This is a genomic window from Bradyrhizobium oligotrophicum S58, from assembly GCF_000344805.1.
Lineage (GTDB): Bacteria > Pseudomonadota > Alphaproteobacteria > Rhizobiales > Xanthobacteraceae > Bradyrhizobium > Bradyrhizobium oligotrophicum.
Map to the genome: position 1 here is coordinate 4,731,204 of NC_020453.1, position 26,496 is coordinate 4,757,699.

23 protein-coding genes are annotated in these 26,496 nt (G+C 65.8%); 11 read left to right on the top strand and 12 right to left on the bottom strand.

Features of this window, described 5'->3' with window-relative positions:
- Nucleotides 1–3: 3 nt before the first annotated feature.
- Complete coding sequence (locus S58_RS20330; protein ID WP_015667251.1) at nt 4–867, bottom strand: TerC family protein; 864 nt, start codon at nt 865–867, stop codon at nt 4–6.
- Between the two features lie 79 nt (nt 868–946).
- On the bottom strand, nt 947–1,369 hold the full coding sequence (gene ndk / locus S58_RS20335; RefSeq protein WP_015667252.1) for a nucleoside-diphosphate kinase: 423 nt from the start codon (nt 1,367–1,369) through the stop codon (nt 947–949).
- A 286-nt stretch (nt 1,370–1,655) separates the two neighbouring features.
- On the opposite strand from ndk, the gene S58_RS20340 reads away from it, so the two are divergent.
- From S58_RS20340 to S58_RS20350, 3 genes are all read left to right on the top strand, one after another.
- The gene (locus tag S58_RS20340; RefSeq protein WP_015667253.1) at nt 1,656–1,925 is read left to right on the top strand and encodes a hypothetical protein; all 270 of its coding nucleotides are present in this window, start codon (nt 1,656–1,658) and stop codon (nt 1,923–1,925) included.
- Between the two features lie 198 nt (nt 1,926–2,123).
- Nucleotides 2,124–2,309: a hypothetical protein gene (locus tag S58_RS20345; RefSeq protein ID WP_015667254.1), complete on the top strand. Its 186-nt coding sequence runs from the start codon at nt 2,124–2,126 to the stop codon at nt 2,307–2,309.
- A gap of 66 nt (nt 2,310–2,375) precedes the next feature.
- The gene (locus S58_RS20350) at nt 2,376–4,244 is read left to right on the top strand and encodes an ABC-F family ATP-binding cassette domain-containing protein (RefSeq protein WP_015667255.1); all 1,869 of its coding nucleotides are present in this window, start codon (nt 2,376–2,378) and stop codon (nt 4,242–4,244) included.
- A 49-nt stretch (nt 4,245–4,293) separates the two neighbouring features.
- On the opposite strand, the gene S58_RS20355 is transcribed toward S58_RS20350, so the two are convergent.
- The 3 genes from S58_RS20355 to S58_RS20365 all read right to left on the bottom strand — a co-directional run bounded on the left by S58_RS20355 (nt 4,294) and on the right by S58_RS20365 (nt 6,968).
- Complete coding sequence (locus tag S58_RS20355) at nt 4,294–4,782, bottom strand: hypothetical protein (RefSeq protein WP_042340827.1); 489 nt, start codon at nt 4,780–4,782, stop codon at nt 4,294–4,296.
- 218 nt (nt 4,783–5,000) lie between these two features.
- Nucleotides 5,001–5,453, bottom strand: a complete 453-nt coding sequence (locus tag S58_RS20360; RefSeq protein ID WP_015667257.1) for a DNA polymerase III subunit chi — start codon at nt 5,451–5,453, stop codon at nt 5,001–5,003.
- Nucleotides 5,454–5,468: 15 nt separating this feature from the next.
- Nucleotides 5,469–6,968, bottom strand: a complete 1,500-nt coding sequence (locus tag S58_RS20365) for a leucyl aminopeptidase (RefSeq protein ID WP_015667258.1) — start codon at nt 6,966–6,968, stop codon at nt 5,469–5,471.
- Between the two features lie 337 nt (nt 6,969–7,305).
- Here S58_RS20365 and lptF point away from each other — a divergent pair, with 337 nt between their 5' ends.
- From lptF to S58_RS20405, 8 genes are all read left to right on the top strand, one after another.
- The gene (gene lptF, locus S58_RS20370) at nt 7,306–8,475 is read left to right on the top strand and encodes an LPS export ABC transporter permease LptF (protein WP_015667259.1); all 1,170 of its coding nucleotides are present in this window, start codon (nt 7,306–7,308) and stop codon (nt 8,473–8,475) included.
- Nucleotides 8,472–9,569 carry an LPS export ABC transporter permease LptG gene (gene lptG, locus S58_RS20375; RefSeq protein WP_015667260.1) on the top strand — a complete coding sequence of 366 codons (1,098 nt, stop codon included), beginning with the start codon at nt 8,472–8,474 and terminating at the stop codon, nt 9,567–9,569. The genes lptF and lptG overlap by 4 nt, the downstream gene beginning before the upstream one ends.
- Nucleotides 9,569–12,076 (top strand): LPS-assembly protein LptD, encoded by a 2,508-nt coding sequence (locus S58_RS20380; RefSeq protein WP_015667261.1) that lies wholly within the window; start codon nt 9,569–9,571, stop codon nt 12,074–12,076. Before lptG ends, S58_RS20380 begins: the two co-directional genes overlap by 1 nt.
- A 117-nt stretch (nt 12,077–12,193) precedes the next feature.
- Nucleotides 12,194–13,132, top strand: coding sequence for a SurA N-terminal domain-containing protein (locus S58_RS20385; RefSeq protein ID WP_015667262.1), 939 nt, complete (start codon nt 12,194–12,196; stop codon nt 13,130–13,132).
- Entirely contained in the window at nt 13,132–14,133 is a 1,002-nt protein-coding gene (gene pdxA / locus S58_RS20390; RefSeq protein ID WP_015667263.1) for a 4-hydroxythreonine-4-phosphate dehydrogenase PdxA, read from the top strand. The genes S58_RS20385 and pdxA overlap by 1 nt, the downstream gene beginning before the upstream one ends.
- Entirely contained in the window at nt 14,130–14,990 is an 861-nt protein-coding gene (gene rsmA / locus S58_RS20395; RefSeq protein WP_015667264.1) for a 16S rRNA (adenine(1518)-N(6)/adenine(1519)-N(6))-dimethyltransferase RsmA, read from the top strand. The genes pdxA and rsmA overlap by 4 nt, the downstream gene beginning before the upstream one ends.
- Before the next feature lie 27 nt (nt 14,991–15,017).
- Nucleotides 15,018–16,076 (top strand): alcohol dehydrogenase, encoded by a 1,059-nt coding sequence (locus S58_RS20400; protein WP_015667265.1) that lies wholly within the window; start codon nt 15,018–15,020, stop codon nt 16,074–16,076.
- 508 nt (nt 16,077–16,584) lie between these two features.
- A complete protein-coding gene (locus tag S58_RS20405; RefSeq protein ID WP_015667266.1) occupies nt 16,585–19,059 on the top strand; it encodes a hypothetical protein in 2,475 nt (824 codons plus the stop codon).
- Between the two features lie 10 nt (nt 19,060–19,069).
- Here the strand turns inward: S58_RS20405 and gmk are convergent, their stop codons facing one another.
- The 7 genes from gmk to fabD all read right to left on the bottom strand — a co-directional run bounded on the left by gmk (nt 19,070) and on the right by fabD (nt 26,194).
- Entirely contained in the window at nt 19,070–19,729 is a 660-nt protein-coding gene (gene gmk, locus S58_RS20410; protein WP_015667267.1) for a guanylate kinase, read from the bottom strand.
- Nucleotides 19,730–19,732: 3 nt separating this feature from the next.
- Nucleotides 19,733–20,620, bottom strand: coding sequence for a YicC/YloC family endoribonuclease (locus S58_RS20415; RefSeq protein WP_015667268.1), 888 nt, complete (start codon nt 20,618–20,620; stop codon nt 19,733–19,735).
- Between the two features lie 125 nt (nt 20,621–20,745).
- A complete protein-coding gene (gene mltG / locus S58_RS20420; RefSeq protein ID WP_015667269.1) occupies nt 20,746–22,038 on the bottom strand; it encodes an endolytic transglycosylase MltG in 1,293 nt (430 codons plus the stop codon).
- A 267-nt stretch (nt 22,039–22,305) separates the two neighbouring features.
- Complete coding sequence (fabF, locus tag S58_RS20425; RefSeq protein WP_015667270.1) at nt 22,306–23,571, bottom strand: beta-ketoacyl-ACP synthase II; 1,266 nt, start codon at nt 23,569–23,571, stop codon at nt 22,306–22,308.
- Nucleotides 23,572–23,789: 218 nt separating this feature from the next.
- Nucleotides 23,790–24,029 (bottom strand): acyl carrier protein, encoded by a 240-nt coding sequence (locus S58_RS20430; protein WP_006610957.1) that lies wholly within the window; start codon nt 24,027–24,029, stop codon nt 23,790–23,792.
- Nucleotides 24,030–24,465: 436 nt separating this feature from the next.
- Nucleotides 24,466–25,203, bottom strand: coding sequence for a 3-oxoacyl-[acyl-carrier-protein] reductase (fabG, locus tag S58_RS20435; protein WP_015667271.1), 738 nt, complete (start codon nt 25,201–25,203; stop codon nt 24,466–24,468).
- 34 nt (nt 25,204–25,237) lie between these two features.
- Entirely contained in the window at nt 25,238–26,194 is a 957-nt protein-coding gene (fabD, locus tag S58_RS20440) for an ACP S-malonyltransferase (RefSeq protein ID WP_015667272.1), read from the bottom strand.
- Between the last annotated feature and the right edge of the window lie 302 nt (nt 26,195–26,496).

Sequence of the window (26,496 nt, forward strand, 5' to 3'; positions counted from 1 at the left end):
CAACTACGGCAGATCGACGCCGCGCGCAGGCACCGGTTCCAGCTCGCCCTCGGCCTGGCGCTGCAGCGCGCGGCCGCGCCAGATCGAGCCGGCGACCAGCACCACGCCAGCGCCGAGCAGCGACATCAGCGTTTCCATGACGTCGACATGAGTTGCGAGGTTGGTCTTGCCGGCGAACAGGCCCGAGGCCGCCTCGATGTTGATGACGACGGTGCCGTCGAGGAGATGGTGCAGCAGCGGCTCGATCGCGGGGTCGGTCGCGATAACCTCGCCGGCCACCCAGCCGAGCAGCATGGCGCCGAGCCAGACCAGCAGCGGGAAGCGGTCGAGCACGAGCATGATCAGGGCTGCGCCCGCGATGATCAGCGGGATGCTCATGGCAAGGCCGATGATCAGCAGCGAGGCCTGTCCGTTGGCTGCGGCAGCGACTGCGATCACGTTGTCGAGGCTCATCACGAGATCGGCGAGCGCGACGATGCGGACGGCATGCCACAACGTCGTGCCGGCCGCGATCTCGTCGTTCTCGTCCTCGGGAACCAGCAGCTTGGCGGCGATCACGAGCAGCGCCAGCCCGCCGACCAGCTTCAGATAGGGCAGCGCCATCAAGGTGGCGACGATGCCGGTGAAGGCGATGCGCAGCGCGACCGCGATGCCGGAGCCGGCGACCATGCCCCAAAAACGATGCTTGCCGTGCAGGCCGCGGCAGGCAAGCGCGATCACCAGCGCATTGTCGCCGGACAACAGCACGTTGATCCAGATGATCTTGCCGAGCGCGAGCCAGAAGCCCGGGCTCTGCAGGTCGGCCTCGAATTGAGCGAGCATATGACCGAAGCTGGCGGAATCAGCGAGCTGCGTTAGCCAGTTCACGGCCGGACCTTTCAGACAAGTTCAGCGTCTAGCACGAGCGTCGTGCGGCGGAGGTCGCCCTTCGCCGCACGAGGATTGATCAGCCGACGATCTCGTTGCCGGAGAAGAACTGCGCGATCTCGATCGCGGCGGTCTCGGCCGCGTCCGAGCCGTGCACCGAGTTCTCGCCGATCGACTTCGCATGCGCCTTGCGGATGGTGCCTTCGGCCGCCTTGGACGGATCGGTCGCGCCCATCACGTCGCGATACTTCAGAATGGCGCCTTCGCCCTCCAGCACCTGGACCACGACGGGCCCGGAAATCATGAAGTCGACGAGTTCGCCGAAGAACGGCCGCGCCTTGTGCACGGCATAGAAGGTCTCGGCCTGCTCGCGGGTCATGCGGATGCGCTTCTGGGCCACGATGCGCAGGCCGGCTTTCTCGATCAGCGCGTTGACCGCACCGGTGAGATTACGCTCGGTCGCGTCGGGCTTGATGATCGAAAAGGTGCGCTCAATCGCCATGATATCGTCCTTGGAGGTGCGGGATTTGGAGGAGTTGCGGGCTTATATCGACGCGATCGGTCGACGGCAAGCGACCGAGATCCAACCGGCGGCGCGACGCCTTACGACAATTTCACGATTATGAACATAGTCTGAAGGGACCGTGCCACCATCGTTCAGCTCCCATGCCCTAGGATGATTGGTACCGGGCGAGGACGAGCCAGCAGCTTAACCGGTGGCCGCCTTCTCCCAGCCTCATCCGTCGGACAATTTCGGCGCCACAAGCGCTGTCATCCAGGAGACGAACATGTTGCGCAAACTCTCGCTCATCGCCGCGGCCACCGTTGCCCTGGGCGCAGCCGCCCTCGCCCCGACCGCCGCCTCGGCTCATTGGCACGGCGGCTGGCATGGAGGTGGTTGGCATGGCGGCTATGGTGGCTGGCATCGTCCGTTCTACGGTCCGCGCTTCTTCGTCGGCGGCCCGGCCTACGGATACGGCTACGGCGGCTGCTACGTGCGGCGCGTGGTTCCGACCCCCTGGGGCCCGCGCTGGCGCTTGATCAACCGCTGCTACTGACGAGCTTCTGATACGAGCCTCGGTGCGGCATCCGCCCCCCGCCACACCGAACTCGCATCGCCCCGGCGTTTCCCCCACGCCGGGGCTTTTTTCACGCAATTTCAACTAAATCCCACGCATTTCGGCCGCTGCCGGAAACAAATCGGCCCGCCACGACTTGTCACGGCATCATATTGAACATGCCCGTGGAATTCCGTCATGACAGGCCGCACCGCCGATTTCAGCGAGGCGCTCGATCGCAAGACCAGCCGATCGATCTGCGACGCCGTGGGCGAAAGGCTGCAGCGCAGCCTGCCCCCCGACGGCTCCCATCTGCCCGATCCGCTGGCGCAGCTCATGAACGAGTTGCGCAGACGAGACGAGCAGTTTGTCCGGCTCGAGTAGAGCTCGGCCGCCTGTGGCCGCGATAAAGCGGTTGCGTTTGGCCGCGCGCGCGGTGACAAGGCGCGCATGCTTTCCATCACCGACATCTCGATCCGCCTCGCCGGACGGCTTCTCATCGACCAGAGTTCGGTGCAGATCCCGCCCGGCGCGCGCGTCGGCCTGGTTGGCCGGAACGGAACCGGCAAATCGACCCTGTTCAAGGCGATCCGCGGCGAACTGTCGCTGGAGAGCGGCAGCATCAGCCTGCCACCGCGATGGCGCGTCGGCAGCCTGGCGCAGGAAGCCCCGAGCGGCCCCGAAAGCCTGATCGAGGTGGTGCTGCGGGCCGACCTCGAGCGCGACGCGCTGCTGCGCGAGTCCGACACCGCCGTCGATCCGGACCGCATCGCCGAAATCCAGACCCGGCTGGTCGACATCGACGCCCATTCAGCGCCGGCGCGCGCCGCGGCGATCCTCAGCGGCCTCGGCTTCTCCGCCACCGACCAGGCGCGCGCATGTTCGGAGTTCTCCGGCGGCTGGCGTATGCGGGTGGCGCTCGCAGCCACCTTGTTCGCCGCGCCCGATTTGCTGCTCCTGGACGAGCCGACCAACTATCTCGACCTTGAAGGCACGCTGTGGCTCGAGGATCATCTGGCGCACTATCCGCGCACGGTGATCGTGATCAGCCATGACCGCGATCTCCTGGAGACCTCGGTCGACCAGATCCTGCATCTTGACCGCGGCAAGCTGACCCTCTACCGCGGCGGCTATTCGTCGTTCGAGGAGCAGCGCGCCACCCGCGAGATGCTCGACGCCAAGGCGGTCAAGCGCCAGGAGGCCGAGCGCGCCCGGTTGCAGGCCTTCGTCGAACGCTTCAAGGCCAAGGCGTCGAAGGCGCGCCAGGCGCAATCCCGCGTCAAGATGCTGGAGCGGATGAAGCCGATCACCGCGCTCGTGACCCAGGACGTGCGCGAGATCAGCTTTCCCGCGCCGGAGAAACTGCTGTCGCCGCCGATCATCGCCGTCGACAACGCCTCGGTCGGCTACGATCCGGCGCAGCCTGTGCTCAACCGCGTCACCTTGCGGATCGACAATGACGACCGCGTCGCGCTGCTCGGCTCCAATGGCAACGGCAAGTCGACGCTGGTGAAGCTGCTGGCCGGCCGGCTCGCGCCGTTCTCCGGCAAGGTCACGCGCGCGGACAAGCTGTCGATCGCCTATTTCGCCCAGCACCAGCTCGACGAGCTCGACGAAGCCGGCTCGCCCTACAGTCACGTGCGCAAATTGATGGGCGATGCGCCGGAGTCGAAGGTGCGCGCGCGCGCCGGCGCGATCGGATTCTCGGGCAAGGCCGCCGATACGCTGGTGAAGAGTCTGTCGGGCGGCGAGAAGGCGCGGCTGCTGCTCGGGCTCGCGACCTTTTACGGCCCGAACATGATCATCCTGGACGAGCCGACCAACCATCTCGACATCGACAGCCGCGCTGCGCTCGCCGAGGCGATCAACGAATTTCCCGGCGCCGTGATCATGGTGTCGCACGACCGCTACCTGATCGAGTCCTGCGCCGACCGGCTGTGGGTCGTGGCCGATCGCGCCGTCAAGACCTATGACGGTGATCTCGACGACTACCGGCGCATGGTGCTGTCATCGCGCAGCGGCACACCGGCGCGCGATCCCGAACGTGCTCCGACGAGCGAGAAGACGGAGCGGCCGCGCGGCGACAACAAGCGAAGCGCACTGAAGCAGAAGATCTCGGCAGCCGAGGCCGAGATTGCGCGCATCACCGAGATCATCACCAAGATCGACGATGCGCTGACACTGCCGGACATCTTCACGCGCGATCCGAAGCAGGCGGCGCAGCTGTCGAAAGCGCGGGCGAATGCCGCCGACGCGCTGGCGCGCGCCGAAGAGCAATGGCTCGAAGCCAGCACGCTCTACGACGAGGTGAGCGGCTGACACCGATGTTCGGGATGCGCCCGGCAGTTCGCTGCGCGAAGCAGCGGGCTCAGCTCGCCCGCTTCTTTGCCTTGGAGGGCTTGGCCATCTTCGGCGCCGGACCCGGATCAGGCGCGCGCTCGACCGAGGTCAGGCGGCCGGCGCTGAACGTGTAGACGCCGGCGCGCGCGCCGCGCAGCCACGTCACGGTTGCGACGCGATCACCGCCATTGTTTCCGATGTTGACGCTGTCCGGCGCGCCGATGCCGCGCACGACGTCGCATTCGGTATGGCCGAGCGCAACGGTGCCGCCGGCGGCTGGCGGCGGTGCAGCGGCTGGATCATTCGCCAGCGCATTCGCGCCCGCAGGCGCCATGCCCGGGCATGCGCCTTCGGCGCTGACGAGATCCTCGGCCGTGACGGGCTTGTCCGGGGACAGCGGCGGCGCGTCGATCGAGATGCTCTTGATGAACAGGCGCTGCGGCCGGTTGAACCATTCCGTGTCCTTGGACAGGAAATCGGGCGCGCCCGAGCATCCGGTGATGACCGGGGCAAGCAGAAGGAACGCCAGAGCGCGCGTCAGTTGTTTGTTGTGGTCTCGCACGATGAACCTTGCTGAATTGCAACCTGTGGACACTCTAACGTGTTGTCCCAACATCACTTTGCGGCACGTTCGTGGCTTTGCCAACGCTCTGCCGGCAAATCGGCAGATTATCATTAATCGCGCGGCGCTGCCATCATCGGCACTTCACGGGCTTACGCAACGGGGCTTACGCATCATTGCCGGCGTTGCCAACGCCCCCGCTCATCGGCCTGCCAGTATGTGACCTCGAATCCGCGCGTTTTGCAATCGGTCCAGGCCGATCGCGCTGCAGCGAGTGCGTCCGTGTCGTCACCGTTGAAGACGAGCACCATGCGCTCATAGGTGTGCGAGTCGGTCGGCAGCGGCGCGTTATCCACCAGGAATCTGACGTTCGCTCCGTTCGGATTGCCCTCCTCCACCGCGAGGACGATCGGCTGATCGGCCACATCGGCCACGCGCCAGGTGGCATGCGGCAGAAACGAATCATCACGATACGTCCACAGATGCGCATCGAGCGCATCTGCACGTTCCTCCGAGGTCGACTGCACCACCACGCGCCAACCGCGCTCGAGCGACTTCTCGAGCAGCGGCGGCAGCACGCCTTCCACGGTCATGTTCTGCAGATGATAGAACAGGACTTCGGTCATCCGCCTGATCGCCCGTTACGCTTTCGCTTCGTAGGAATCCCACACCAGCCTGTCGAGCAGCCGAACGCCATAACCGGATCCCCAGCTCTGGTTGATCTCCGATTTTGGCGCGCCCATCGCGGTGCCGGCGATGTCGAGATGCGCCCAGGGCGTGTCGTTGACGAAGCGCTGCAGGAACTGCGCGGCTGTGATCGAGCCGCCGTGGCGGCCGCCGGTGTTCTTCATGTCGGCGAACTGCGAATCGACAAGCTTGTCGTATTCGGGACCGAGCGGCATGCGCCAGACCTTTTCGCCGGTCTCCTGCCCCGCCTTGAGCAGCTTGTCGGCGAGATCGTCATTGTTGGAGAACAGTCCGGCATGCTCGGTGCCGAGCGCGACCATGATCGCTCCGGTCAAGGTCGCCAGATCGATCATGAATTTGGGCTTGAACTTGGTCGCGACGTACCAGAGCACGTCGGCGAGCACGAGGCGACCCTCCGCGTCGGTGTTGATGATCTCGATGGTCTGCCCGGACATCGACGTGACGATGTCGCCCGGGCGCTGCGCATTGCCGTCCGGCATGTTCTCGACCAGGCCGATCGCGCCGATCACGTTGACCTTGGCCTTGCGCGCCGACAGCGCGTGCATCAGGCCGACCACGCAGGCGGCGCCGCCCATGTCGCCCTTCATGTCCTCCATCGAGCCGGCCGGCTTGATCGAGATGCCACCGGTGTCGAAGCAGACGCCCTTGCCGATGAAGGCCACCGGCTGCTCGCCCTTCTTGCCGCCATTGTAGCGCATCACGACGGTGCGGCTCGGGCGCGCCGAGCCCTGGCCGACGCCGAGCAGCGCCCCCATGCCGAGCTTCGTCATGGCGGCAACGTCGAGAATCTCGACGGTGACGCCGAGCTTGCGCAGGGCGGCGGCGCGCTTGGCGAACTCTTCCGGGTACAACACGTTCGGCGGCTCGTTCACGAGATCGCGCGCCAGAATCACGCCGTCCGTGACATGAGCGCGCGGCGCGAACGCCTTCTTGGCGGCTGCGACGTCCGCCACGGCGATCGACAGGTTGGCGCTGACGCCACCTTCCTCGTCCTTCTTCTTGGTCTTGTAGCGGTCGAATCGATAGGCCCGCAGCCGGACACCCGCGGCCAGCGAGCTGACCTGATCCGGGCTCAGCGGCCCGGCGGGCAACTCGGCGAGCACCGTCACCGCTTCAGTCCCGGCGTTCAGCTTTCCGGCTAAAGTCCCGCCATATTTGAGGAAATCCTTGTCGTGCAGATCCTTACCCTTGCCGGTTCCGACCACGATCAAGCGCTGAATCTTGATTCCCTCAGGAGCCAGCAGATCGAGCACCGCGCCATCCTTGCCCTTGAAGCGGGCGGCGGACGCGGCGCGCTTGATCAGGTCCGAGGCTCCCCCGAGCGCCTTCTCGGTTGCGACGCCAAGCCGCAGCGTCTCATCACAAAAGGCCACCATGATACCGCGCGGAGCGGTCGACAGCGGAACGAAGCCGACCTTGACGGTGTCGGACATCAAGCAATCCTCCAAATTTCGACGTGAGAGCCGCCGCGACCGGCCAAAATCCGAGCGGACAGGCGGGGATGGCGGCAGTTCGGAACCCAACTTGGCAACAGTATGACCCGCCTTGGCCGGAGCTGCCAAGCCTTCCCGTGGCGAGGCAGCCACATCAGTGAAATTTTAACCGTATTTTCGTGGCGCCACGCCACAGCCATTTTGTCGACGGATCAAAGGGATGGTAAAGATATTCACTGCACTTGGAACGTGACGGCGACGGCAGCCTGGGGGACCCGCTTCAAGGGTGGCTGCAGCGCTCGTTCCGGGACGGCTGATTGGGGATCGAGCACACACGATGGGGTCCATCGACAGGTACATCTTTCGCACGACGCTCGCGTCGTTCGCGTTGGTGCTGGTCAGCCTCACCGGCGTGATCTGGATTACCCAGGCCTTGCGCGGCATCGACCTGATGACCAGCCAGGGCCAGACCATCCTGACCTTCCTCGGCATCACCGGGCTCGTGATTCCCTCCCTGCTGGGCGTGATCGCGCCGATCGCGCTGATGATCGCGGTCTCGCACACGCTGAACAAGCTCGCGACCGATTCGGAAATCATCGTGATGAATGCGGCCGGCATGTCGCCCTTCCGGCTGTTCGTCCCGTTCGGCTATGCCACCTGCGCCGTCGCAGTGCTGGTGACCTTGATCGCGTCCTTTTTCGCTCCCGATGGCCTGCGCCGGATCAAGCAATGGGATGCCGAGATCACCGCCGACGTGCTCGCCAACATCCTGCAGCCCGGACGCTTCGCCCAACTCGACCAGAATCTCACCATCCGGATTCGCGAGCGCCAGCCCGGCGGCGATCTGTCGGGCATCCTGATCGACGATCGCCGCGCCCCCAAGGAGCGGGTCACGATCATCGCCGAAAAGGGCACCGTCGTGAAGAATGCCGACGGCTCCTTCCTGGTGCTCGAGGACGGCAATCTGGAGCGCTTCGAACTGGGCAAGCGCGAGCCGGCGATGGTCGCGTTCGCCCGCTACGCATTCGACATGTCGAAATTCTCGAATCAGGGCCGCGACGTCACTCTCGGCATCCGCGAGCGCTATCTGTGGGAGCTGATGGCGCCGGCCGAGGACGATCCGATCTACAAGCAGATTCCGGGTCAGTTCCGGCAGGAACTGCATGACCGCTTCCTCGCCCCGATCTATCCGTTTGCCTTCGCCGCCCTCACCTTCGCGTTTCTGGGCGCGCCGCGCACGACGCGGCAGAGCCGCAACTTCTCGTTCGGCAGCGCGATCCTCGCCGTGTTCGGCGTGCGCATGGCCGGCTTTGCCTGTTCGGTCATGACGGTAAAAACGCCGATTGCGGCGCTGGTGCAGTACCTGATGCTGTTCGGCGTTCTCGGCCTCAGCATCTGGATCATCATCGGCGGCGTGGTCGTCGAGCCGCCGGCGCGGCTGATGGAAGCCATCAACCGCTCGAATGCGCGAATCGCGCGGCTGTTCAGAAGGCCGGCCACCGCATGAGCATGGTCACCAACACGCTTGGGCGCTACTTCGCCGGCCGCTTCCTGGTCTCGGCGGTGGGCGTGTTCGCGAGCATCTTCATCCTGCTCGTGCTCGTCGATTACATCGAGATGGTGCGCAAGACCTCGGGCCTTGCTTCCGCATCGGCGCTGATGGTGGCGGAAACCTCGCTGTTCCGCGTGCCGCAGCTGCTCGAGAAGATGATGCCGTTCTGCGTGCTGATCGGCGCCATGACCTGCTACCTCGCGCTGTCGCGGCGGCTCGAGCTCGTGGTGGCCCGCGCCGCCGGCGTCTCGGCCTGGCAGTTCATTGCGCCGGCGCTCGCCAGCGCGATCGTGCTCGGCCTGATGGCCACAACGCTCTACAACCCGATGTCGGCCAATCTCCGCGAGCTCTCCAAGCGCATGGAAGCCGAGCTGTTCGGCTCCGCGCCCGGCGGCGGCGTGCAGGATGCCTCAGGCTTCTGGCTCAACCAGATCAACCCCGATGGTGCGGTCATCATCAACGCCGCCCGCAGCGAGCAGCAGGGCGTGCGGCTGACCGGACTGACGCTGTTTCGTTTTGATGCAGACAAGCACTTCAAGGACCGAATCGAGGCGCGCGAGGCGACGCTCGAAGAAGGCCAATGGGTTTTCAAGTCGGTGCGCCGATTCTCCCTCGACGCCCCGCCGGTGGACGAACCGACGTTCATCTTGCCCACCACTCTAACGCCAGCGCAGGTCCGAAACAGCTTCTCCACCCCCGAAACTGTGTCGTTTTGGCAACTGCCGACCTACATCCGTTCGTCGGAGAGTTCAGGGTTCGCGACCGCGGGGTACCGGCTGCAGTATCATAAGCTGATCGCACAGCCATTTTTGCTGGCTGCGATGGTCATGCTGGCTGCGTCCGTGTCCCTCAGGTTCTTCCGTATGGGTGGCGTTCAAAAAATGGTTTTGAGTGGCGTGGGCGCCGGCTTTCTGCTCTACGTGCTGTCGAAAGTAACGGAAGATTTGAGCAAGGCTGCGTTGATGAATCCGATCGCTGCGGCGTGGCTGCCGGTGTTCGTCGGCGGCCTCACCGGTTTTATGGCTTTGCTCTACCAGGAGGACGGCTAGTGTCGTTCGTTGCCGTCCGTCAGACAGCGCTCGCCGCGCTCCGGCTGCATGCCGTTGCGCGCGGTCTGCGTTCGCGCGCCCGTTGCGCCGGGTCTGCCGTACTCGCATGCGTGTTTGCGCTGACGCTCGGCCTCGTGCTCGCCGCGACCGTTGACGCGGCGTTGTCCCCTGCGGCTGCCCAGAGCTTCACCTACAATCCGCGCCCGCCCAAGCCGCCGCCGCCGCGTGTGGCCAACGACAACCAGATGCTGGTTCAGGCGACCGAGGTCGACTACGACTACAACAACTCGCGCGTGTCGGCGGTCGGCAACGTGCAGCTGTTCTACAACGGCACGTCGGTCGAAGCCGACCGGGTGATCTACGACCAGAAGACCAAGCGCCTGCATGCGGAAGGCAACATCCGCATGACCGACGCCGACGGCAAGATCACCTACGCCAACAGCCTCGATCTGTCGGACGATTATCGCGACGGCTTCGTCGATTCGCTGCGCGTCGAGACCGAGGATCAGACGCGGATGGCGGCGACCCGCGCCGACCGCTCGAAGGGCAATTACACCGTCTTCGAGAACGGCGTGTACACGGCCTGCGCGCCCTGTAAGGACGACCCGAAGAAGCCGCCGCTGTGGCAGGTCAAGGGTGCGCGCATCATCCACGACCAGAACGAGAAGATGCTCTATTTCGAGAACGCCCAGCTCGAATTCTTCGGCGTTCCGATGGCCTACATCCCGTATTTCTCGACGCCCGACCCGACCGTGAAGCGCAAGAGCGGCTTCCTGATGCCGGGCGTCACCCAGACCGGCGGCTACGGCTTCGGCGTCGACATCCCCTATTACTGGGCGATCGCGCCGGATTACGACGCGACGTTCACGCCGCGCATCACCTCCAAGCAGGGCGTGCTGGTGCAGGCCGAATTCCGCCAGCGCCTGAGCAATGGCGCCTATCAGGTGCGCCTCTACGGCATCGACCAGCTCGACCCCAACGCCTTCGCCGGCCAACCGGGCAACCGCCAGTTCCGCGGCGGCGTCGACACCAAGGGCCAGTTCTCGATCAACGACAAGTGGGTGTTCGGCTGGGACGGCATCCTGCTGTCCGACTACATGTTCCTGTCGGATTACCGGCTTGCGCAGTACCGCGACCCGTTCAACTCGTTCATGAGCCTGCCGACGGAAGCGATCTCGCAGCTGTATCTGACCGGCGTCGGCAGCCGCAGCTTCTTCGACATCAGGGCGATCCACTATCTGAGCTTCTCGGGCAACCAGCAGACCGTGCCGGTGGTCTATCCGGTGCTGGATTACTCGAACGTGCTGAACTACCCGGTGTTCGGCGGCGAGGTCAGCTACAAGACCAACTTCGTCAATCTGAGCCGCGAACAGGCGGTGTTCGATCCGATCACCACCCAGGCCAATACCGCCGGCCTGTGCACGACCACATCGGCGGACCCGAACGCGCGCCTGCCCACGCAGTGCCTGCTGCGCGCCGCGCCTGGAACCTATACGCGCCTGACCGCACAGGCGGAGTGGCGGCGCTCCTTCACCGATCCGTTGGGCCAGATCTGGACGCCGTTTGCGATCCTGCGGGCGGACGCGATCAACGCCAACGTGTCGGCCCAGCCCGGCGTCGGCAACTTCCTGCCGACCGGCGACACCCAGGCGCTGCGCCTGATGCCGACCGTCGGCCTGGAATATCGCTATCCGTTCATCAACGTCCAGCCGTGGGGAACCACGACGATCGAGCCGATCGCGCAGGTGATCATCCGGCCGAACGAGAGCTATGCCGGCCGGCTGCCGAACGAGGACGCGCAGAGCATGGTGTTCGACGCCAGCAACCTGTTCAGCGTCGACAAGTTCTCCGGCTACGACCGTGTCGAAGGCGGCGGCCGCGCCAATGTCGGCGTCCAGGCCACGACGCAGTTCGACCGCGGCGGCACCATCAACGTGCTGTTCGGCCAGTCCTACCAGCTGTTCGGCATGAACTCGTTCGCAGTGCAGGACGCGAACAACACTGCCATCGGATCCGGCCTGGACAAGACCGTGTCGGACTACGTGGCGCGGGTGGATTACTCGCCGAACCGGACCTACACGTTCAGCATGCGCAGCCGGTTCGACCAGCAGACCTTGAACGTCCAGCGCTTCGAGGCGGAAGCCAAGGCCAACTTCGACCGCTGGTCGATGGCGCTGACCTACGGCAATTATGCCGCGGATCCGGCGCTCGGCTACCTCGCCCGACGTGAAGGCATTCTGGGCAGCGGCTCGGTGAAGGTTGCGCCGAACTGGGTCGTGACCGGTGCAGCGCGCTGGGATCTGGCCGCCAACAAGATCAACCAGTATGTGATCGGCGCCGGCTATGTGGACGATTGTTTCGTACTGGCCGCCAACTATGTAACGTCGTATAGTTATACGGCAGGTACCACCCCACCCGTTCTGAGCCATGCCTATATGCTCCAGATCGGACTCCGGACACTTGCCAACTCCTCGTCGACGGGAAGTGCGGCCGGGGGCCTTCAGTAGCGCAGCGCCAGTCTCCGACTGGTGCTCTTGGGTTCGAAGGGCCCGCGTCCTGAGCCATGCAGCAAAGGCCTGGGCGGCGTTTCCAGTTGGATTCATTGCGAACAGCGAAGCTTGGTCATGACGATCGCGTTCCTTTCTCGTCTCCGGACCCCCGCCATCTGCGCTCTCACAGCGCTGGTCTGCGGCGCCGGCATGATGTCGGCTCAGGCACAGAGCATTGTCGTCATGGTGAATGGTGATCCCATCACCGACTACGACGTCGAGCAGCGGACCAAGCTGAACTTCCTGAGCACGCGCAAGCAGCAGAGCCGCCAGGAAGTCATCAACGAGCTGATCGACGACAAGGTGAAGATCAAGGAAGGCAAGAAGTACGGCGTCGAACCGACCTCCTCCGATGTCGACCAGTCGTTTGCCGGCATGGGTTCTCGCATGCGGCTCAACGCCGAGCAGCTGGCGAAATCGCTCGAAAGCCAGGGCGTGCGGGCGGAGACGCTCAAGTCCCGCATCAAGGCAGAGATCGTCTGGACCAGCCTGGTGCGCGGCCGCTACAAGGAACGCCTGATCGTCTCCGACAAGGACGTGGCCGCAGCCGTCGCAGCGGCCGGCGGCGATTCCGACCAGCAGGGACAGGCGTTCGAATACAAGATGCAGCCGATCGTCCTGATCGTCTCGAATTCGTCCAATCAGGGCGCCATGGAAATTCGGCAGAAGGAAGCAGAGGCCCTGCGCACGCGGGTGCAGAGCTGCGCCGACGCCAACACCGTCTTCAAGACCACGGCCAATGCCGTCATCAAGGAGATCGTGGTCAAGACCTCCGCAGACATTCCGCCCAACCTGCGCAAGCTGCTCGACGACACCCCGATCGGCCATCTCACTCCGCCCGAAGCGACCAAGCAGGGCATCCAGATGGTCGCGCTCTGCGCGCGCACGCCGACCACGATCGACACGCCGAAGAAGCGCGAGATCAAGGAGCAGATGTACGCGAAGAAATACGAGGCCACCTCGAAGGCCTATCTGCAGGAAGTCCGCAAGGCGGCGATGATCGAATACCGCTGATGACGAAGCCCCTCGCGCTGACCCTGGGGGAGCCGGCAGGCATCGGACCCGACATCACGCTGCAGGCCTGGCTGCGCCGTACCGCGCTGGAGCTTCCGCCGTTCTACGTGCTCGGTGATCCCGCCTTTGTGGCGCACCGCGCCAAGCTGCTGGGACTGCAGATTGCCGTGGCCGAGGTGCAGCCCGAGCAGGCCGCGCACGCGTTTGCGACGGCGCTGCCGGTGGTCTCCACCGGGCACCGTGTCACCGCCCTGCCCGGTCGCCCCGATCCGACCAGCGCCGAAGCCGCCATCGGCTCGATCCGCCAGGCCGTCGCCGACGTCCAGGCCGGACGCGCCAGCGCCGTCGTGACCAACCCGATCGCCAAGGCCGTCCTCTACCGCGCCGGCTTCTCGCATCCCGGCCATACCGAATTTCTCGCCGAGCTCGCCGCCGAAGGCGGAGCGACGCCGCAGCCGGTCATGATGCTGTGGTCGCCCGTCCTCGCCGTGGTGCCCGTGACCATCCACGTCGCGTTGCGCGACGCGATCGAGCAGCTGACGAGTCCGCTGATTACGTCGACCACCCGCATCGTCGCGGCGAGCCTGCGTCGCTATTTCGGCGTGGCGCGGCCGCGCATCGCCATGTCGGGACTCAATCCGCATGCGGGCGAGGACGGCACGCTCGGCGGCGAGGAGGACACGATCATCGCGCCGGCAATCGCGACCTTGCGCAACGCCGGCCTCGACGTGAAGGGACCGCTGCCGGCGGACACGATGTTTCATGAAGCCGCGCGCCAGACCTATGACTGCGCCATCTGCATGTACCACGACCAGGCGCTGATCCCGATCAAGACGCTGGCGTTCGACGAGGGCGTCAACGTGACGCTCGGCCTGCCCTTCATCCGCACCTCGCCCGACCACGGCACGGCCTTCGACATCGCCGGCAAGGGCAGCGCGAATCCGGCGAGCCTGATCGCGGCGCTCCAGCTTGCCGCGCGCATGGCCAGCCGGTCGTCATGAGCGCGATCGACGACCTCCCGCCGCTGCGCGAGGTCATTCGCGAACATCAGCTGTCGGCGCGCAAGGCGCTCGGTCAGAACTTCCTGCTCGATCTCAATCTCACCGCCCGTATCACGCGAGCCGCAGGCCCCCTCGAGGACGCCACCGTGGTGGAGATCGGCCCGGGTCCGGGCGGCCTGACGCGCGCCCTGCTCGCGCTCGGCGCCCGCCACGTCATCGCGGTCGAGCACGACGAGCGCGCGATCCCCGCGCTGCAGGCCATCGCCCACCGCTATCCCGGACGGCTCGAGATCGTCTGCACCGACGCCCGCACCTTCGATGTCAGACCCTATCTCGGCGCCGGCAAAGCGAAGATCGTCGCCAACCTGCCCTACAACATCGCGACCCACCTGCTGGTCGGCTGGCTCTCGGCCGAGCCGTGGCCACCCTGGTACGACATGATGGTGCTGATGTTCCAGCGCGAGGTCGCCGAACGTATCGTCGCGCGCGAGAACGAGGAGGCCTATGGCCGGCTCGGCGTGCTCGCCAACTGGCGCTGCGAGACCAAGATCCTGTTCGACATCTCGCCTTCGGCCTTCGTGCCGCCGCCGAAGGTCACGTCGTCGGTGGTGCGGCTGGTGCCGCGCGCCGCGCCCGAGCCGTGCGACCGGCGCGCGCTCGAGCAGGTCGCCGCGGCCGCCTTCGGCCAGCGCCGCAAGATGCTGCGGCAGAGCCTGAAGTCGCTGCCGGCCGATCCCGCGCGTCTGGCTGCCGCGGCCGGGGTCGATTCCACCCGCCGCGCCGAGACCATCCCGGTGTCGGGCTTTGTTGCCATGGCCCGTGAATTGACCAATAGTCGTAGCGAAGCCCAATCCTAATCAACAAGCATTTCAGGGAGATTCATCATGGCGTTGATGCGCCGTCAGTCGCTCGTCAAGTTCGATGCGCCGCTCTGTGAAACCATCGTCGAGACGCCGAAGCCGCAAGGCCGGGAAGTGCTCGTCCGCATCGAGCGGTGCGGCCTGTGCCACTCGGACCTGCACATCCAGGACGGCTATGCCGATCTCGGCGGCGGCAAGCGCCTGGACACGACGCGCGGCATGACGCTGCCGTTCACGCTCGGACACGAGATCGCCGGCGTCGTCGACGAAGTCGGCACCGACGTGCCGAAGGAGCTGATCGGCGCACGGCGCGCGGTGTTTCCGTGGATCGGCTGCGGCCAGTGCCGCGACTGCGCCAATGGCGATGAGAACCTGTGCACCAAACAGCGCTTCCTCGGCGTCTCGATCGACGGCGGCTTCGCCACGCATGTGCTGGTGCCCGACGCGAAATATCTGCTGGAATATGATCCGCTGCCGGTCAATCAGGCGGCGACCCTGATGTGCTCGGGCGTGACCGCCTATGGCGCGCTGAAGCGCCTGGTCGATCGGCCGCGCCAGCGCAATCTGCTGCTGATCGGGCTCGGCGGCGTCGGCATGATGGGCCTGTCGTTCGCGCAGGCCATGTTCAAGCAGCCGATCTCGGTCGCAGACCTCTCGGCCGCCGCGCGCGACACGGCGCTGCAGAATGGCGCCACGACCGCCTATGATCCGTCCGAGCCGGACGTGATCAAGCGCATTCTCAAGGAGACGGGCGGCGGCTTCGACGAGGTCGTCGACTTCGCCGGCAACGAGAAGTCGATGGCGTTTGCGGTCGCCGTCGTCGCACGCGGCGGCAAGATCGTGGTGTCCGGACTGATGGGCGGCCAGTTCACCTTGCCGATGGTTCAGTGGGTGTACAAGCGCATGACCATCGAGGGCTTCATGGTCGGCACGCTGACCGAAGCGCACGAGCTGATGACGCTGGCCCGGGCCGGCAAGATCAAGCCGCCGCCGATGCGCGAGGAGCCGATGGGCGACGTCCAGAAATGGATCGAGGCGCTGCGCGCCGGTCACGTGGTCGGACGGGTGGTGCTGACCAACTGATTAGTCTCTCCGCGGACATCGCGGGCGGCAGCAACTCTGTCCGAGATTGCCGCTCGCTGCTCCATCGCGCGAAGCACGTGGCGATGGTGTCGACGGTGATGCCGCGAAGCGCTTGATTGAGCTGCCTGCCGATCGCCGCATGTCGTGGAGCCGCGCCCCGCGCCGCGTTGCCGTTCGGCGACGTCTGGCCAAGTGCCCGGTCGAGCTGAACTGCCGGGATCAGCGTTGCGACGTCGTCGCAATCTCCGATCATTTGTCCACAAACGCAACGGTTGTTAGTGCACGCCCCTGAACGCCGAGGGTGAAATACACGCCCTGCCCGCACTGATGTGGCCGATTTGGCGCGGGATCGCGGCCAAAGTCGCAACGCGACGCGGATCCTCTTGTGTGAAAAAAGCCGCACCCGGAGACGAAAGATCCGAGCCAGAATTAATCCGGAATTGCGGCTCATTGCCACCCAACTTGTCTCCGAGAACGCGCCGTTGCGTAAGCGTATCCGGAGTCATCAATGGCAAGCCGAACGGCAGGAGTTGCATTTGCCATTGCAACCGGATTCCTCGGGACGGTCGTGGTCCTGCTGCCGCGCGTCGTCATCGCCGCGGAGGAATGCCTCACCGAGCCGACCGGAGAGAAATCCGATGCGCAACGTTGGTATTATCGCTTCGATCGCGGCACCAATCGGCGGTGTTGGTATCTGAAGGACGCCAACGGCGGCACCCGCGACACCGCGGCATTGGCCCGCTCCACCCAGCAGCCCGCTCCTTGGGACTTTGCCCAGCCCGCCCCGCCGAAGCTGACGCCCCGACGCGCGGATGGCCCGGCCCCTCGCGCTGCTGCAGATGCGATGGCCGAGGCGCCGCAACCTCGTTTGCGGACCGACCTCGCCGTCAGGGGGACGCCGAAACCGCAAAATGTGGCGGTTACGCCGACGACCTTGACGGCCTCCGACGCCAGCCTGTCGCGTGGCCTCGACGCCTCCTCACCCTGGCCATCCTCGCCCCCGCCACAACCGGAGACGACCGCGAGCGATACGGCGCCCGCAGCCATGGCCGATGACGGCAATGCCGATGCGGACGCCAATCCGGCGTCCACGGGCGACGGCCAGGGTGCTGCCCCGTCGAAGACGACCAAGCCCGAAGCGCCGATCCACGTGCTGATGCTGGTGGTGATCGGCGCGCTCGCGATTTCAGGCCTGCTGGCCAGCGCGCTGTACCGGCTCAGCCGCATGGGGCGACGACGGCGGCGCAACGGGAGCTGGCACGGAGACGCGACACAAATCCGGCGCGCCCGCACCAAGCCGAGGGCCAAGGCGCCGCCGCCCCCAGCGCTGCGCGCGGGCCGTGGCAGCATGCCGCCAGCGCCGTCTCACGTCGCCTCCAGCCGCGGCGCTCAGCCGGCTTCCGCGCTCGACCTCGCGAGCGCACGGCTGTCGGCGTCGCAGCCGGAGCACGCGGAGACCCGTGCCTATCGCCAGGCACAATCCCAGGCCCCCTCGCCACAGCACCAGGATCATCCGGCCGTCGCCGCGCGCCGACGCGACCATGACGCGGCTGCGGAGATGCCCCGGACGCAGGCTACCGACGCCGTGTGGCAAGCGGTGGATCAGCTCTCAGATCGCGCCGCGGTCCGCCGGGCCGCACCTGCGGATCAGATGATTGCGGCCGACGTTCAACCGTCTCCAGCCACTCCAAGCGCGCCGGCGCCAGCGGCGCCGACGGCACAGCAACAACAGCAGATGGCTGCGGCTCAAATGGCTGCTGCGCAGGCCGCTGCCGCCAAGATCGCCGCGGCCAAGGTCGCCGCAGCCAAGGCCAACGCGGCCGCGGCTCCGGCTGCCCGCCAGGCTCCGTCGAACCACGCCGCAGCGACCGAGCCCCAGCAGGCCCAGGCCTGGCCTGCAACGCAGAGACCCGCTGCCGCCAATCCCGCACCTGCCTCGATGGCCGCACCGCCACCACCGCCTGTGCCTCCGACCCAGGATGCCGCGGCTGCCGCACCGCCCGCTCCCGTCGACGTCGGCGAAATCGTTTCCGCCCTGCGCAAGGCCCGCGCCAGCGATGCGACGTCCGCAGCCGGCGGCGGCGCTCCGATCGACGCTGCCAAGGTGATTGCGGCGCTGCTGGTTTCGCGCGCGGCCAAGCGGCAGACGGCACAACCTGCAACGACCGAGAGCGGCGACGCTGCGGCTGCAGTCGTGCCGTCCCCTGCAGCTTCGCCGCCCGCGACCGAGCCAACCGCATCTCAGGCCGCGCAGCAGCTGATGAATCGTTTGCGCGGCGGCCAGCTGGACGCGCAACCCACTCGTGTCACATCCAATCAGCCGACAGCAGCGTCAGCCGATCCTGCGGCTGCACTTGTCGAGGCGCTTCGGGCGCACGCGGCGCGGCAGCCGGCCTATCCGGCGGACGACCAAACGGCTGCGACCGAAGCTGCAGCCATGTCGAAGGCGCCCACTGCCGCAGACGACGACGAGCTCGACGATCCCGCGGCGGCCCTGATCAATCTCCTGCAGTCGCGCTTTTCATTGCCTGAAGACGAGCTCGATGCAGAGCCGTTTGACGACGAACACGAGGAATCTTCAGCCGAAGCGCCGCAGATCGTCGGATCCATGCATGACGATCCCACGGCTCAGCTGATGAGTCTGCTGGAATCGCGCTCATCGATCCCGGCCGCGCCGCCGGTCCTCGACAGGCCGCAGCCGCAGCACCAACAGCAGCCGCAGCAACGGCGGCAGCCTCAACAGCAGCAGTATCAACAGCAGCCGCAGCGACCGCCTCAACAGCAGCAATATCAACAGCCCCCGCAGCGACCGCAGCAGCAGCGGTCCCCGTTCGTCCCGTCGCAATTCGAGGACCCGGCGACCCCGCCGCTCGACTTCATTCCACGGCCTCAGGCGCTGCGACCGCGACCGCACAGCATTCAGCACGATGAGTCGCTCGACGGCATCCAGGACATCCTGGCGCGCCTTGGTCGACGGGCGTAGCGGGAGACGTTCAGCTCTCGAGCTGGCGCTGCAGTTCGCGCACGAAGGTCGTCAGTCCGGTCCGGCGCTCGCGCTTCAGGCGTTCGGCCTTCAGGATCGACTGCACCTCGGCAAACGCATCGTCGATGTTGCGGTTGATGACGATGTAGTCGTACTCCGCCCAGTGGCTCATCTCATGGCTGGCGCGGCTCATGCGCCCGCGGATGACCTCGTCGGAGTCCTGCGCACGCGTGTGCAGACGCTTCTCCAGGTCGGCGGCCGAGGGCGGCAGGATGAACACGCTGACCACGTCCTGCCGGGCCTTCTCGCGCAGCTGCTGGGTGCCCTGCCAGTCGATGTCGAACAGCACGTCCTGGCCGGCGGAGAGCGCGGCTTCGACGGGCGCGCGCGGCGTGCCGTAGCGGTTGTCGAACACGGTCGCCCATTCGAGCAGCTCGTTGCGCTTGGCCATGTCCTCGAACCGCGCGCGGTCGACGAAGTGATAGTCGCGACCGTCGACCTCACCGGGCCGCATCGGGCGCGTCGTCGCCGACACCGACATCCGCAATCCCGGCATGCGCTCGATCAAGAGGCGGGACAGCGTCGTCTTGCCCGCCCCCGAAGGTGATGACAGCACGAACATCAGGCCGCGCCGTTCGACCCCATCGAAGCTTCCGTCGTGAGCCGCCATGGATCACTCCAGATTCTGGACCTGTTCGCGGAACTGCTCGACCACCGTCTTCAGCTCGAGACCGATATTCGTCAGCTCGATGTCGTTTGATTTCGAACAGGTAGTGTTGACCTCGCGGTGGAATTCCTGGGCGAGGAAATCCAGCCGGCGGCCGACCGGCCCACCCTTGCCGAGCATCTCGCGCGCCTGCGCGATGTGCGAGGCGATGCGATCGAGCTCCTCGCGGACATCGGCCTTGGCCGCAATCAGCAATGCTTCCTGCGCCAGACGATCCGGGTCGAAGCGATCGGACGTGTCGAGCAAGGCCGCGACCTGCTCGGCGAGCCGCGCCTTGACGGCTTCGGGCTTGCGGCCGGGCGAAGCCTCGGCCTTCTTCGCCAGCGCCTCGATCTCGTCGACGCGCTGGTTGAGGATCTGGCCGAGCGTGTCGCCTTCACGGCGGCGCATTTCGATCAGATGCGTCAGCGCGGTCTCGAAGGCTGCCGTCGCGGCCTCCTTGGCGGCCTTGTCCTCGGCCTCGTCGCTCTCCGGCTCCGCCACCTCGATCACGCCCTTGATCGACAGCAACCCGTCGATGCTCGGCGCAACCGCGTCGATCCTGCCGGCGAGCGAACTCGCCATCTTGACGACCGCAGCCAGGACCTCCTCGTTGATCCGCACACTCGCGCCGGTCTCGGTGCGCTTGACGGTGAGATTCGCGTAGACGGTGCCGCGGGACAGCACCTCCGTGGCGCGCTTCTTGGCGAAGGCCTCGACCTCGTCCCAGCCTTGCGGCAGCCGTACCCGGACGTCCAATCCCTTGGCGTTGACCGATTTCAATTCCCACTCGAACGAGTAGGGACCGCTCGCCCCGTGGCTACGGGCAAAGCCGGTCATGCTCGACAGCGCCATTTCGTCAATGTCTCCGGCACATCAGGGAACGGGCGACAGACTCAGCCCCACCAAAAGTGCGCGAACCTTACGGCCTTTTGGCCAAATGTTAAGCCCGGTTCTGCGCGGCCGGCATGCGTGGAAAATTATTGTTGAACGACCGGCTGGCCCGATTGCGCCGCGCCCTGTCGACCGGCGGGTAAGGCGCCGCCAGGCGCGGCAGCGCCGCCGGATGCACGATTGGCGGGCGGCTTCTTGGCCCCTGCGGGCGCCCGGGGCGCCGCGCCCGACGCCGCCGGGTCCGCGGCGCCGCCCGCCAGAGCTGGCGGTGCTTCCTCGGGCTCGACGGTGTCGTTCTGGGTCTGCCGTTCCATCGCCCTGAGCTTGGCGACGTTCTTCTGGTGCAGGTCGTAGGTCTCCGTGAAGGCGTGGCCTCCGGTCCCGTCGGCAACGAAATAGAGATCGCGCGTCCGCGCCGGGTTTGCCGTCGCTTCCAGCGACGCCCTGCCGGGATTGGAGATCGGCCCCGGCGGCAGCCCCTCGATCACATAGGTGTTGTAGGGCGAAGGCTGGGTGATCTCGCTGCGCTTGATCGGGCGCCCGAGCGTTCCCTTGCCACCGACCAGACCGTAGATGATGGTGGGATCGGACTGCAGCTTGATCCTCTGCCGCAGCCTGTTCACGAACACGGCGGCGACGCGGCTGCGTTCATCGGGCTTGCCGGTCTCCTTCTCGACGATCGAGGCGAGCGTGACCAACTGCTCCGGCGTCCGCACCGGGAGGTCCGGACTGCGCCGTTCCCAGATCTCGGCCAGAACACGCTTCTGCGCCTGCTGCATGCGCTGGATGACCTGATCGCGGCTGGTGCCGCGCGGAAACTTGTAGGTCTCGGGCAACAACGTTCCTTCGCGCGGAATCTCGCGCACGCTGCCGGTGAAGATCTCGTTGTCCGACAGGCGGGCTACGATCTGCTCCGAGGTCAGACCTTCGGGAATCGTGACCCCGTGCTGCACGACCTTGCCTTCGACGATCACACCGATCACTTCGCGGAGCGAGGCATTCTTCTGGAATGCATACTCGCCGGGTTTCAGGTCGGAGCTGGCCTTCAGCGCGTACACGCCGCCGATGAAGATCCAGGGATTGACGTCGATCACGCCCTCGCGCGCGAGCACATCGGCGATATCGCGCTTGCCGGCGCGCTGCGGAATGTTGACGATCTTGTCGTCCTGCAACGGTCCGGGCGTTTCCAGGATCTGACGGCCGTAGTAGTAGGCCCCCCCCGCACCGATCATGGCCAGGATGAGCAGGGTGATGATCGCGTTGCCGACCACGACAAAGGGATTGCGCGCCCGGTCCGAGCGACGCGGCGGTGGCGGCACGCGTTCGGGCTCGAGCGCTGCGCGCGGACTGCGGGGCGAGATGGGCGGCCGTTCACTCATCGATGCAACCTTCAGTGCTGTCGCTCTCGTCGTGGCCGTGCGCACCCCACGCAAGCGACCTGAAGTCTACGCCCATCCCAACGAATCGTCATCGAATACGGCGAAACGGTGTTTTCACCGGGTCTCGCCGCCAAGCGCTCCATCTACAATCAGCGCCTTCGGCCCATCTGCGAAAGACACGCGAACTGTTGGGTTCTAGTGTGGCTGCAGTCGGAAATCCGCGTGACGAAGTGGCAACACACGGCAGCGGTATTCCGTCCTTCCGCACTAGCTCACCACGCGCCGCAGGACCACCGACGCATTGGTGCCGCCGAAACCGAACGAGTTCGACAACGCAACATTTATCTCGCGTTGCCGAGGCGCGTGCGGCACCAGGTCGATCGCGGTCTCCACCGACGGGTTGTCCAGATTGATCGTCGGCGGCGCGATGTTATCGCGAATCGCGAGAATGCTGAAGATCGCTTCCACGGCGCCGGCAGCCCCCAGCAGATGACCGATGGAGGATTTGGTCGAGGACATCGAGATCTTCGATGCAGCATTGCCGAGCAGGCGCTCGACGGCGCCGAGCTCGATCTCGTCGCCGACCTGCGTCGACGTGCCATGGGCGTTGATGTAGTCGAGATCGGCAGCGGTGATGCCGGCGCGCTTCAATGCCGCGCTCATGCTGCGGAAGCCGCCATTGCCGTCCGGCGATGGCGAAGTGATGTGATAGGCGTCGCCGGACAATCCGTAGCCGCAGACCTCGGCATAGATCCGCGCGCCGCGCGCCTTCGCGTGCTCATATTCTTCGAGCACGACCACGCCGGCGCCCTCGCCCATGACGAAGCCATCGCGATCCTTATCGTAGGGACGCGACGCCCGCTCCGGCGTGTCGTTGAAGCCGGTGGACAGCGCGCGCGCTGCGCAGAACCCGGCCATGCCGATTCGGCAGATCGGAGACTCCGCACCGCCCGCGACCATGACGTCGGCATCGCCGAGCGCGATGAGCCGGCTGGCGTCGCCGATCGCATGGGCACCCGTCGAACAGGCCGTGACCACCGAGTGATTGGGGCCCTTCAGCCCGTGCTCGATCGAGACATAGCCCGACGCGAGATTGATCAGCCGCCCGGGGATGAAGAACGGCGACACCTTCCGCGGACCGCGCTCCTTCAATAGGATCGCGGTGTCGGCGATGCCCGACAGGCCGCCGATGCCGGAGCCGATCAGCGTACCGGTCGCGCAGCGATCGTCTTCGGTTGCGGGATGCCAGCCGGCATCATCGAGCGCCTGGCGTGCAGCGGCCATGGCGAAGATGATGAAGTCATCGACCTTGCGCTGGTCCTTCGGCTCCATCCATTGATCGGCATTGAACGTGCCATCGGTGCCGTCACCACGCGGCACCTGACACGCCACCTTGGCGGGCAGATCGGAAACGTCGAACGTCTCGATCCTGCGAGCGCCGCTCTTGCCTTGAAGGATGCGCTGCCAGGTCGTTTCCACACCACAGCCAAGCGGCGAAACCATGCCAAGGCCCGTGACGACAACCCGCCTCATATTCGTTTCTCCAGACCCAACCTTGAGCGCAACCGGTCGGCTTACGTCCGTCACTTGCACCTCAGGTCATTGTTTCGAGCAACAACTCCTAGGCGCTGACGGAGCTTCCGCATCGTGCGCCGGGGGCCGCAGGCGGCAGCTGCGACGCCGCCAACAGCAAGAAACCGGTCGACCGCACGTGACGGATCGGCCGGTTTCGCACAACTCCCGCCTGAGCGTCAGCTCTTGGCGTTCTTCTCGAGGAACTTGGTGGCGTCGCCGACGGTCAGGATCGTTTCGGCGGCGTCGTCCGGAATCTCGCACCCGAACTCTTCCTCGAAGGCCATGACGAGCTCGACCGTGTCGAGGCTGTCGGCACCGAGGTCGTCAATGAAGCTTGCGTTGTCGACCACTTTCTCGGGCTCGACACCAAGGTGTTCGACCACGATCTTCTTAACCCGCTCGCCAATCTCACTCATCGTTCAACCTCGTGCTTGTTCCTTTAAGACCCGACCCCCGGATGATCCGCGTCACCCCGGCCGTTAAACTTCCTTCGCGATCGCGCAAAACCAGATTTGCCCCGCAGCGCCCCTTTACCGAAATTTGGCGGACAACTTGCGGTCCGAAAACTTCGGAAACGGGGCCACTCACAAACTCCAATCCACACACTCCATAAGGCCGGTACGCCTCCGATCCAGAGCGCTCAAACAGGAACCCGGATCAGCAGCACCAGCCGACGGAGGCCCGGCGAACGATGGCAGCTTGCCCCGCCAATATACAGGGTTTGGAAATCCTGCAATGGCGTTCTTCGTGCCCCCATCAGCCGCCCGGTTACCATACACCCGAATCATTGACCACACGGCCCACGATGGTCGGCGCGACGTCTTTTCGCCGCATTCCGAGCCGCGCAGGCGCCTAGATCATTGCCATGCCGCCATTGACGTGGATGGTCTGCCCGGTGACGTAGGCCGCCTCGTTGGAGGCGAGGTACACCGCAGCTGCAGCAATATCCTCGGGCGTGCCGAGTCTCGCCGCCGGCACCTTGGCCAGGATGGTCTCGCGCTGCTTGTCGTTGAGGGCGTCCGTCATCGGCGTCTTGATGAAGCCGGGGGCGATACAGTTGGCGGTCACGCCGCGCTTGGCATATTCCGCGCCGAGCGTCTTGATCATGCCGATGATGCCGGCCTTCGAAGCCGTGTAATTGCCCTGCCCCGGATTGCCGGTGACTCCGACGATCGACGTGATCGCGATGATGCGGCCGAAGCGCTTGCGCATCATCAGCTTGGTGGCGGCCCGCGAGAGGCGGAATGTCGCGGTCAGGTTGACCTTGATCACCTCGTCCCAATCCTCGTCGCGCAGCTGCACGAACAGGTTGTCGCGCGTGATGCCGGCGTTGGCGACGAGAATGTCGACCTGCCCCATGGCCTTTTCCGCAGCCGGCACCAGCGCCTCGACCTCGGCCGCGTCCGAAAGGTTGCAAGGCAGCACGTGCGCGCGGCTGCCCAGCTCGCCCGCCAGGGTCTCCAGCACCTCGCGCCGGGTGCCGGACACGGCGACGGTCGCCCCCTGCGCGTGCAATGCCTTCGCGATTGCATTGCCGATGCCGCCGGTCGCGCCGGTGACCAGCGCGGTCCTGCCACTCAGATCGAACATTTGAACTCTCCTCACTGCCGCTACACGCAGCCCATTACGCCGTTGCGGCGGCCAAAGCATCCTTGGCGCCGGCGATATCCGCCGGGCCGCCGACGGCGACGCCGACGGCACCATCCGCGATCCGCTTGACCAGGCCGCTCAGCACCTTGCCGGCGCCGATCTCGAAGAAGCGCGTCACGCCCTGGCCAGCCATATAGGCGATCGATTCGCGCCAGCGCACCGTACCCGTGACCTGCTCGACCAGACGACGGCGAATCTCGTCGGGATCGCTGATCGGCGCAGCCAGAACGTTCGACACCAGCGGCGAGGCCGGGGCCTTGATGACGACCTTCGACAACGCCTCCGCCATCACGTCGGCGGCCGGCTGCATCAGCTTGCAATGGAACGGCGCGGAGACCGGCAGCAGCATGGCGCGCTTGGCGCCCTTGGCGCGGGCAATTTCAACGGCACGATCGACGGCAGCCTTGTTGCCCGAGACCACCACCTGGCCACCGCCATTGTCGTTCGCGGCCTGGCAGACCTCGCCCTGGGCAGCCTCTTCGGCCACGGCCATAGCTGCCTCGTAGTCCATCCCGAGCAGCGCGGCCATGGCGCCCACGCCTACCGGAACGGCCTTCTGCATCGCGCGCCCGCGCGTGCGCAGCAGGCGGGCGGTGTCGGCGATGGTCAGGCTGCCGGCGGCCGCCAGCGCCGAATATTCCCCGAGGGAGTGCCCGGCCACGAACGCCGCGTCACGTCCGACCGAGAATCCGGCCTCGGCTTCCAGGACCCGCAGCGTCGCCATCGATACCGCCATCAGGGCCGGCTGCGCATTCTCGGTAAGCTGCAGGGTCTCGGCAGGGCCTTCCCAGATGATGGCGGTGAGCTTCTCGCCCAGAGCGGCGTCGACTTCGTCGAACACGGCGCGCGCCGCCGGAAAAGCCTCTGCGAGTGCCTTGCCCATGCCGACGGCCTGGGACCCCTGCCCCGGAAAAGTGAATGCTGCCGTCATGGCCGCTCCTTGAACGTTCCAAAATCCCTGGAATTCGGTAACTTTGGCCGGAAAGACACTGGCCAGGGCCGTGATGTCAAGCGCGTGACAGGCGCAATTCGACCACTTTCCCTTGCCTTGGCCCCGAAAACCGGTATATAGTGCCCCATCCGTGGATCCCGAGCCGGGAGCTGAACGGACGGTCCCAGCAAATTCACCGTGCTACTCCTGGATCACCATCTCCGGGATTTCCAGGCGAGTTTGATGTGGCAGGGCCAGTCGGCCCGTCGTCCCGTGTTCCCGCCTTCTGAGCTGACGTCTGC

Bases quoted from the DNA above. Each gene is read 5' to 3' on its own strand.
- ndk (WP_015667252.1), bottom strand. From the start codon at position 1,369: ATGGCGATTGAGCGCACCTTTTCGATCATCAAGCCCGACGCGACCGAG.
- S58_RS20340 (WP_015667253.1), top strand. From the start codon at position 1,656: ATGTTGCGCAAACTCTCGCTCATCGCCGCGGCCACCGTTGCCCTGGGC.
- S58_RS20345 (WP_015667254.1), top strand. From the start codon at position 2,124: ATGACAGGCCGCACCGCCGATTTCAGCGAGGCGCTCGATCGCAAGACC.
- S58_RS20350 (WP_015667255.1), top strand. From the start codon at position 2,376: ATGCTTTCCATCACCGACATCTCGATCCGCCTCGCCGGACGGCTTCTC.
- S58_RS20360 (WP_015667257.1), bottom strand. From the start codon at position 5,453: ATGACCGAAGTCCTGTTCTATCATCTGCAGAACATGACCGTGGAAGGC.
- S58_RS20365 (WP_015667258.1), bottom strand. From the start codon at position 6,968: ATGTCCGACACCGTCAAGGTCGGCTTCGTTCCGCTGTCGACCGCTCCG.
- lptF (WP_015667259.1), top strand. From the start codon at position 7,306: ATGGGGTCCATCGACAGGTACATCTTTCGCACGACGCTCGCGTCGTTC.
- lptG (WP_015667260.1), top strand. From the start codon at position 8,472: ATGAGCATGGTCACCAACACGCTTGGGCGCTACTTCGCCGGCCGCTTC.
- S58_RS20385 (WP_015667262.1), top strand. From the start codon at position 12,194: ATGACGATCGCGTTCCTTTCTCGTCTCCGGACCCCCGCCATCTGCGCT.
- pdxA (WP_015667263.1), top strand. From the start codon at position 13,132: ATGACGAAGCCCCTCGCGCTGACCCTGGGGGAGCCGGCAGGCATCGGA.
- rsmA (WP_015667264.1), top strand. From the start codon at position 14,130: ATGAGCGCGATCGACGACCTCCCGCCGCTGCGCGAGGTCATTCGCGAA.
- S58_RS20400 (WP_015667265.1), top strand. From the start codon at position 15,018: ATGGCGTTGATGCGCCGTCAGTCGCTCGTCAAGTTCGATGCGCCGCTC.
- S58_RS20405 (WP_015667266.1), top strand. From the start codon at position 16,585: ATGGCAAGCCGAACGGCAGGAGTTGCATTTGCCATTGCAACCGGATTC.
- gmk (WP_015667267.1), bottom strand. From the start codon at position 19,729: ATGGCGGCTCACGACGGAAGCTTCGATGGGGTCGAACGGCGCGGCCTG.
- S58_RS20415 (WP_015667268.1), bottom strand. From the start codon at position 20,620: ATGGCGCTGTCGAGCATGACCGGCTTTGCCCGTAGCCACGGGGCGAGC.
- mltG (WP_015667269.1), bottom strand. From the start codon at position 22,038: ATGAGTGAACGGCCGCCCATCTCGCCCCGCAGTCCGCGCGCAGCGCTC.
- fabF (WP_015667270.1), bottom strand. From the start codon at position 23,571: ATGAGGCGGGTTGTCGTCACGGGCCTTGGCATGGTTTCGCCGCTTGGC.
- S58_RS20430 (WP_006610957.1), bottom strand. From the start codon at position 24,029: ATGAGTGAGATTGGCGAGCGGGTTAAGAAGATCGTGGTCGAACACCTT.
- fabG (WP_015667271.1), bottom strand. From the start codon at position 25,203: ATGTTCGATCTGAGTGGCAGGACCGCGCTGGTCACCGGCGCGACCGGC.
- fabD (WP_015667272.1), bottom strand. From the start codon at position 26,194: ATGACGGCAGCATTCACTTTTCCGGGGCAGGGGTCCCAGGCCGTCGGC.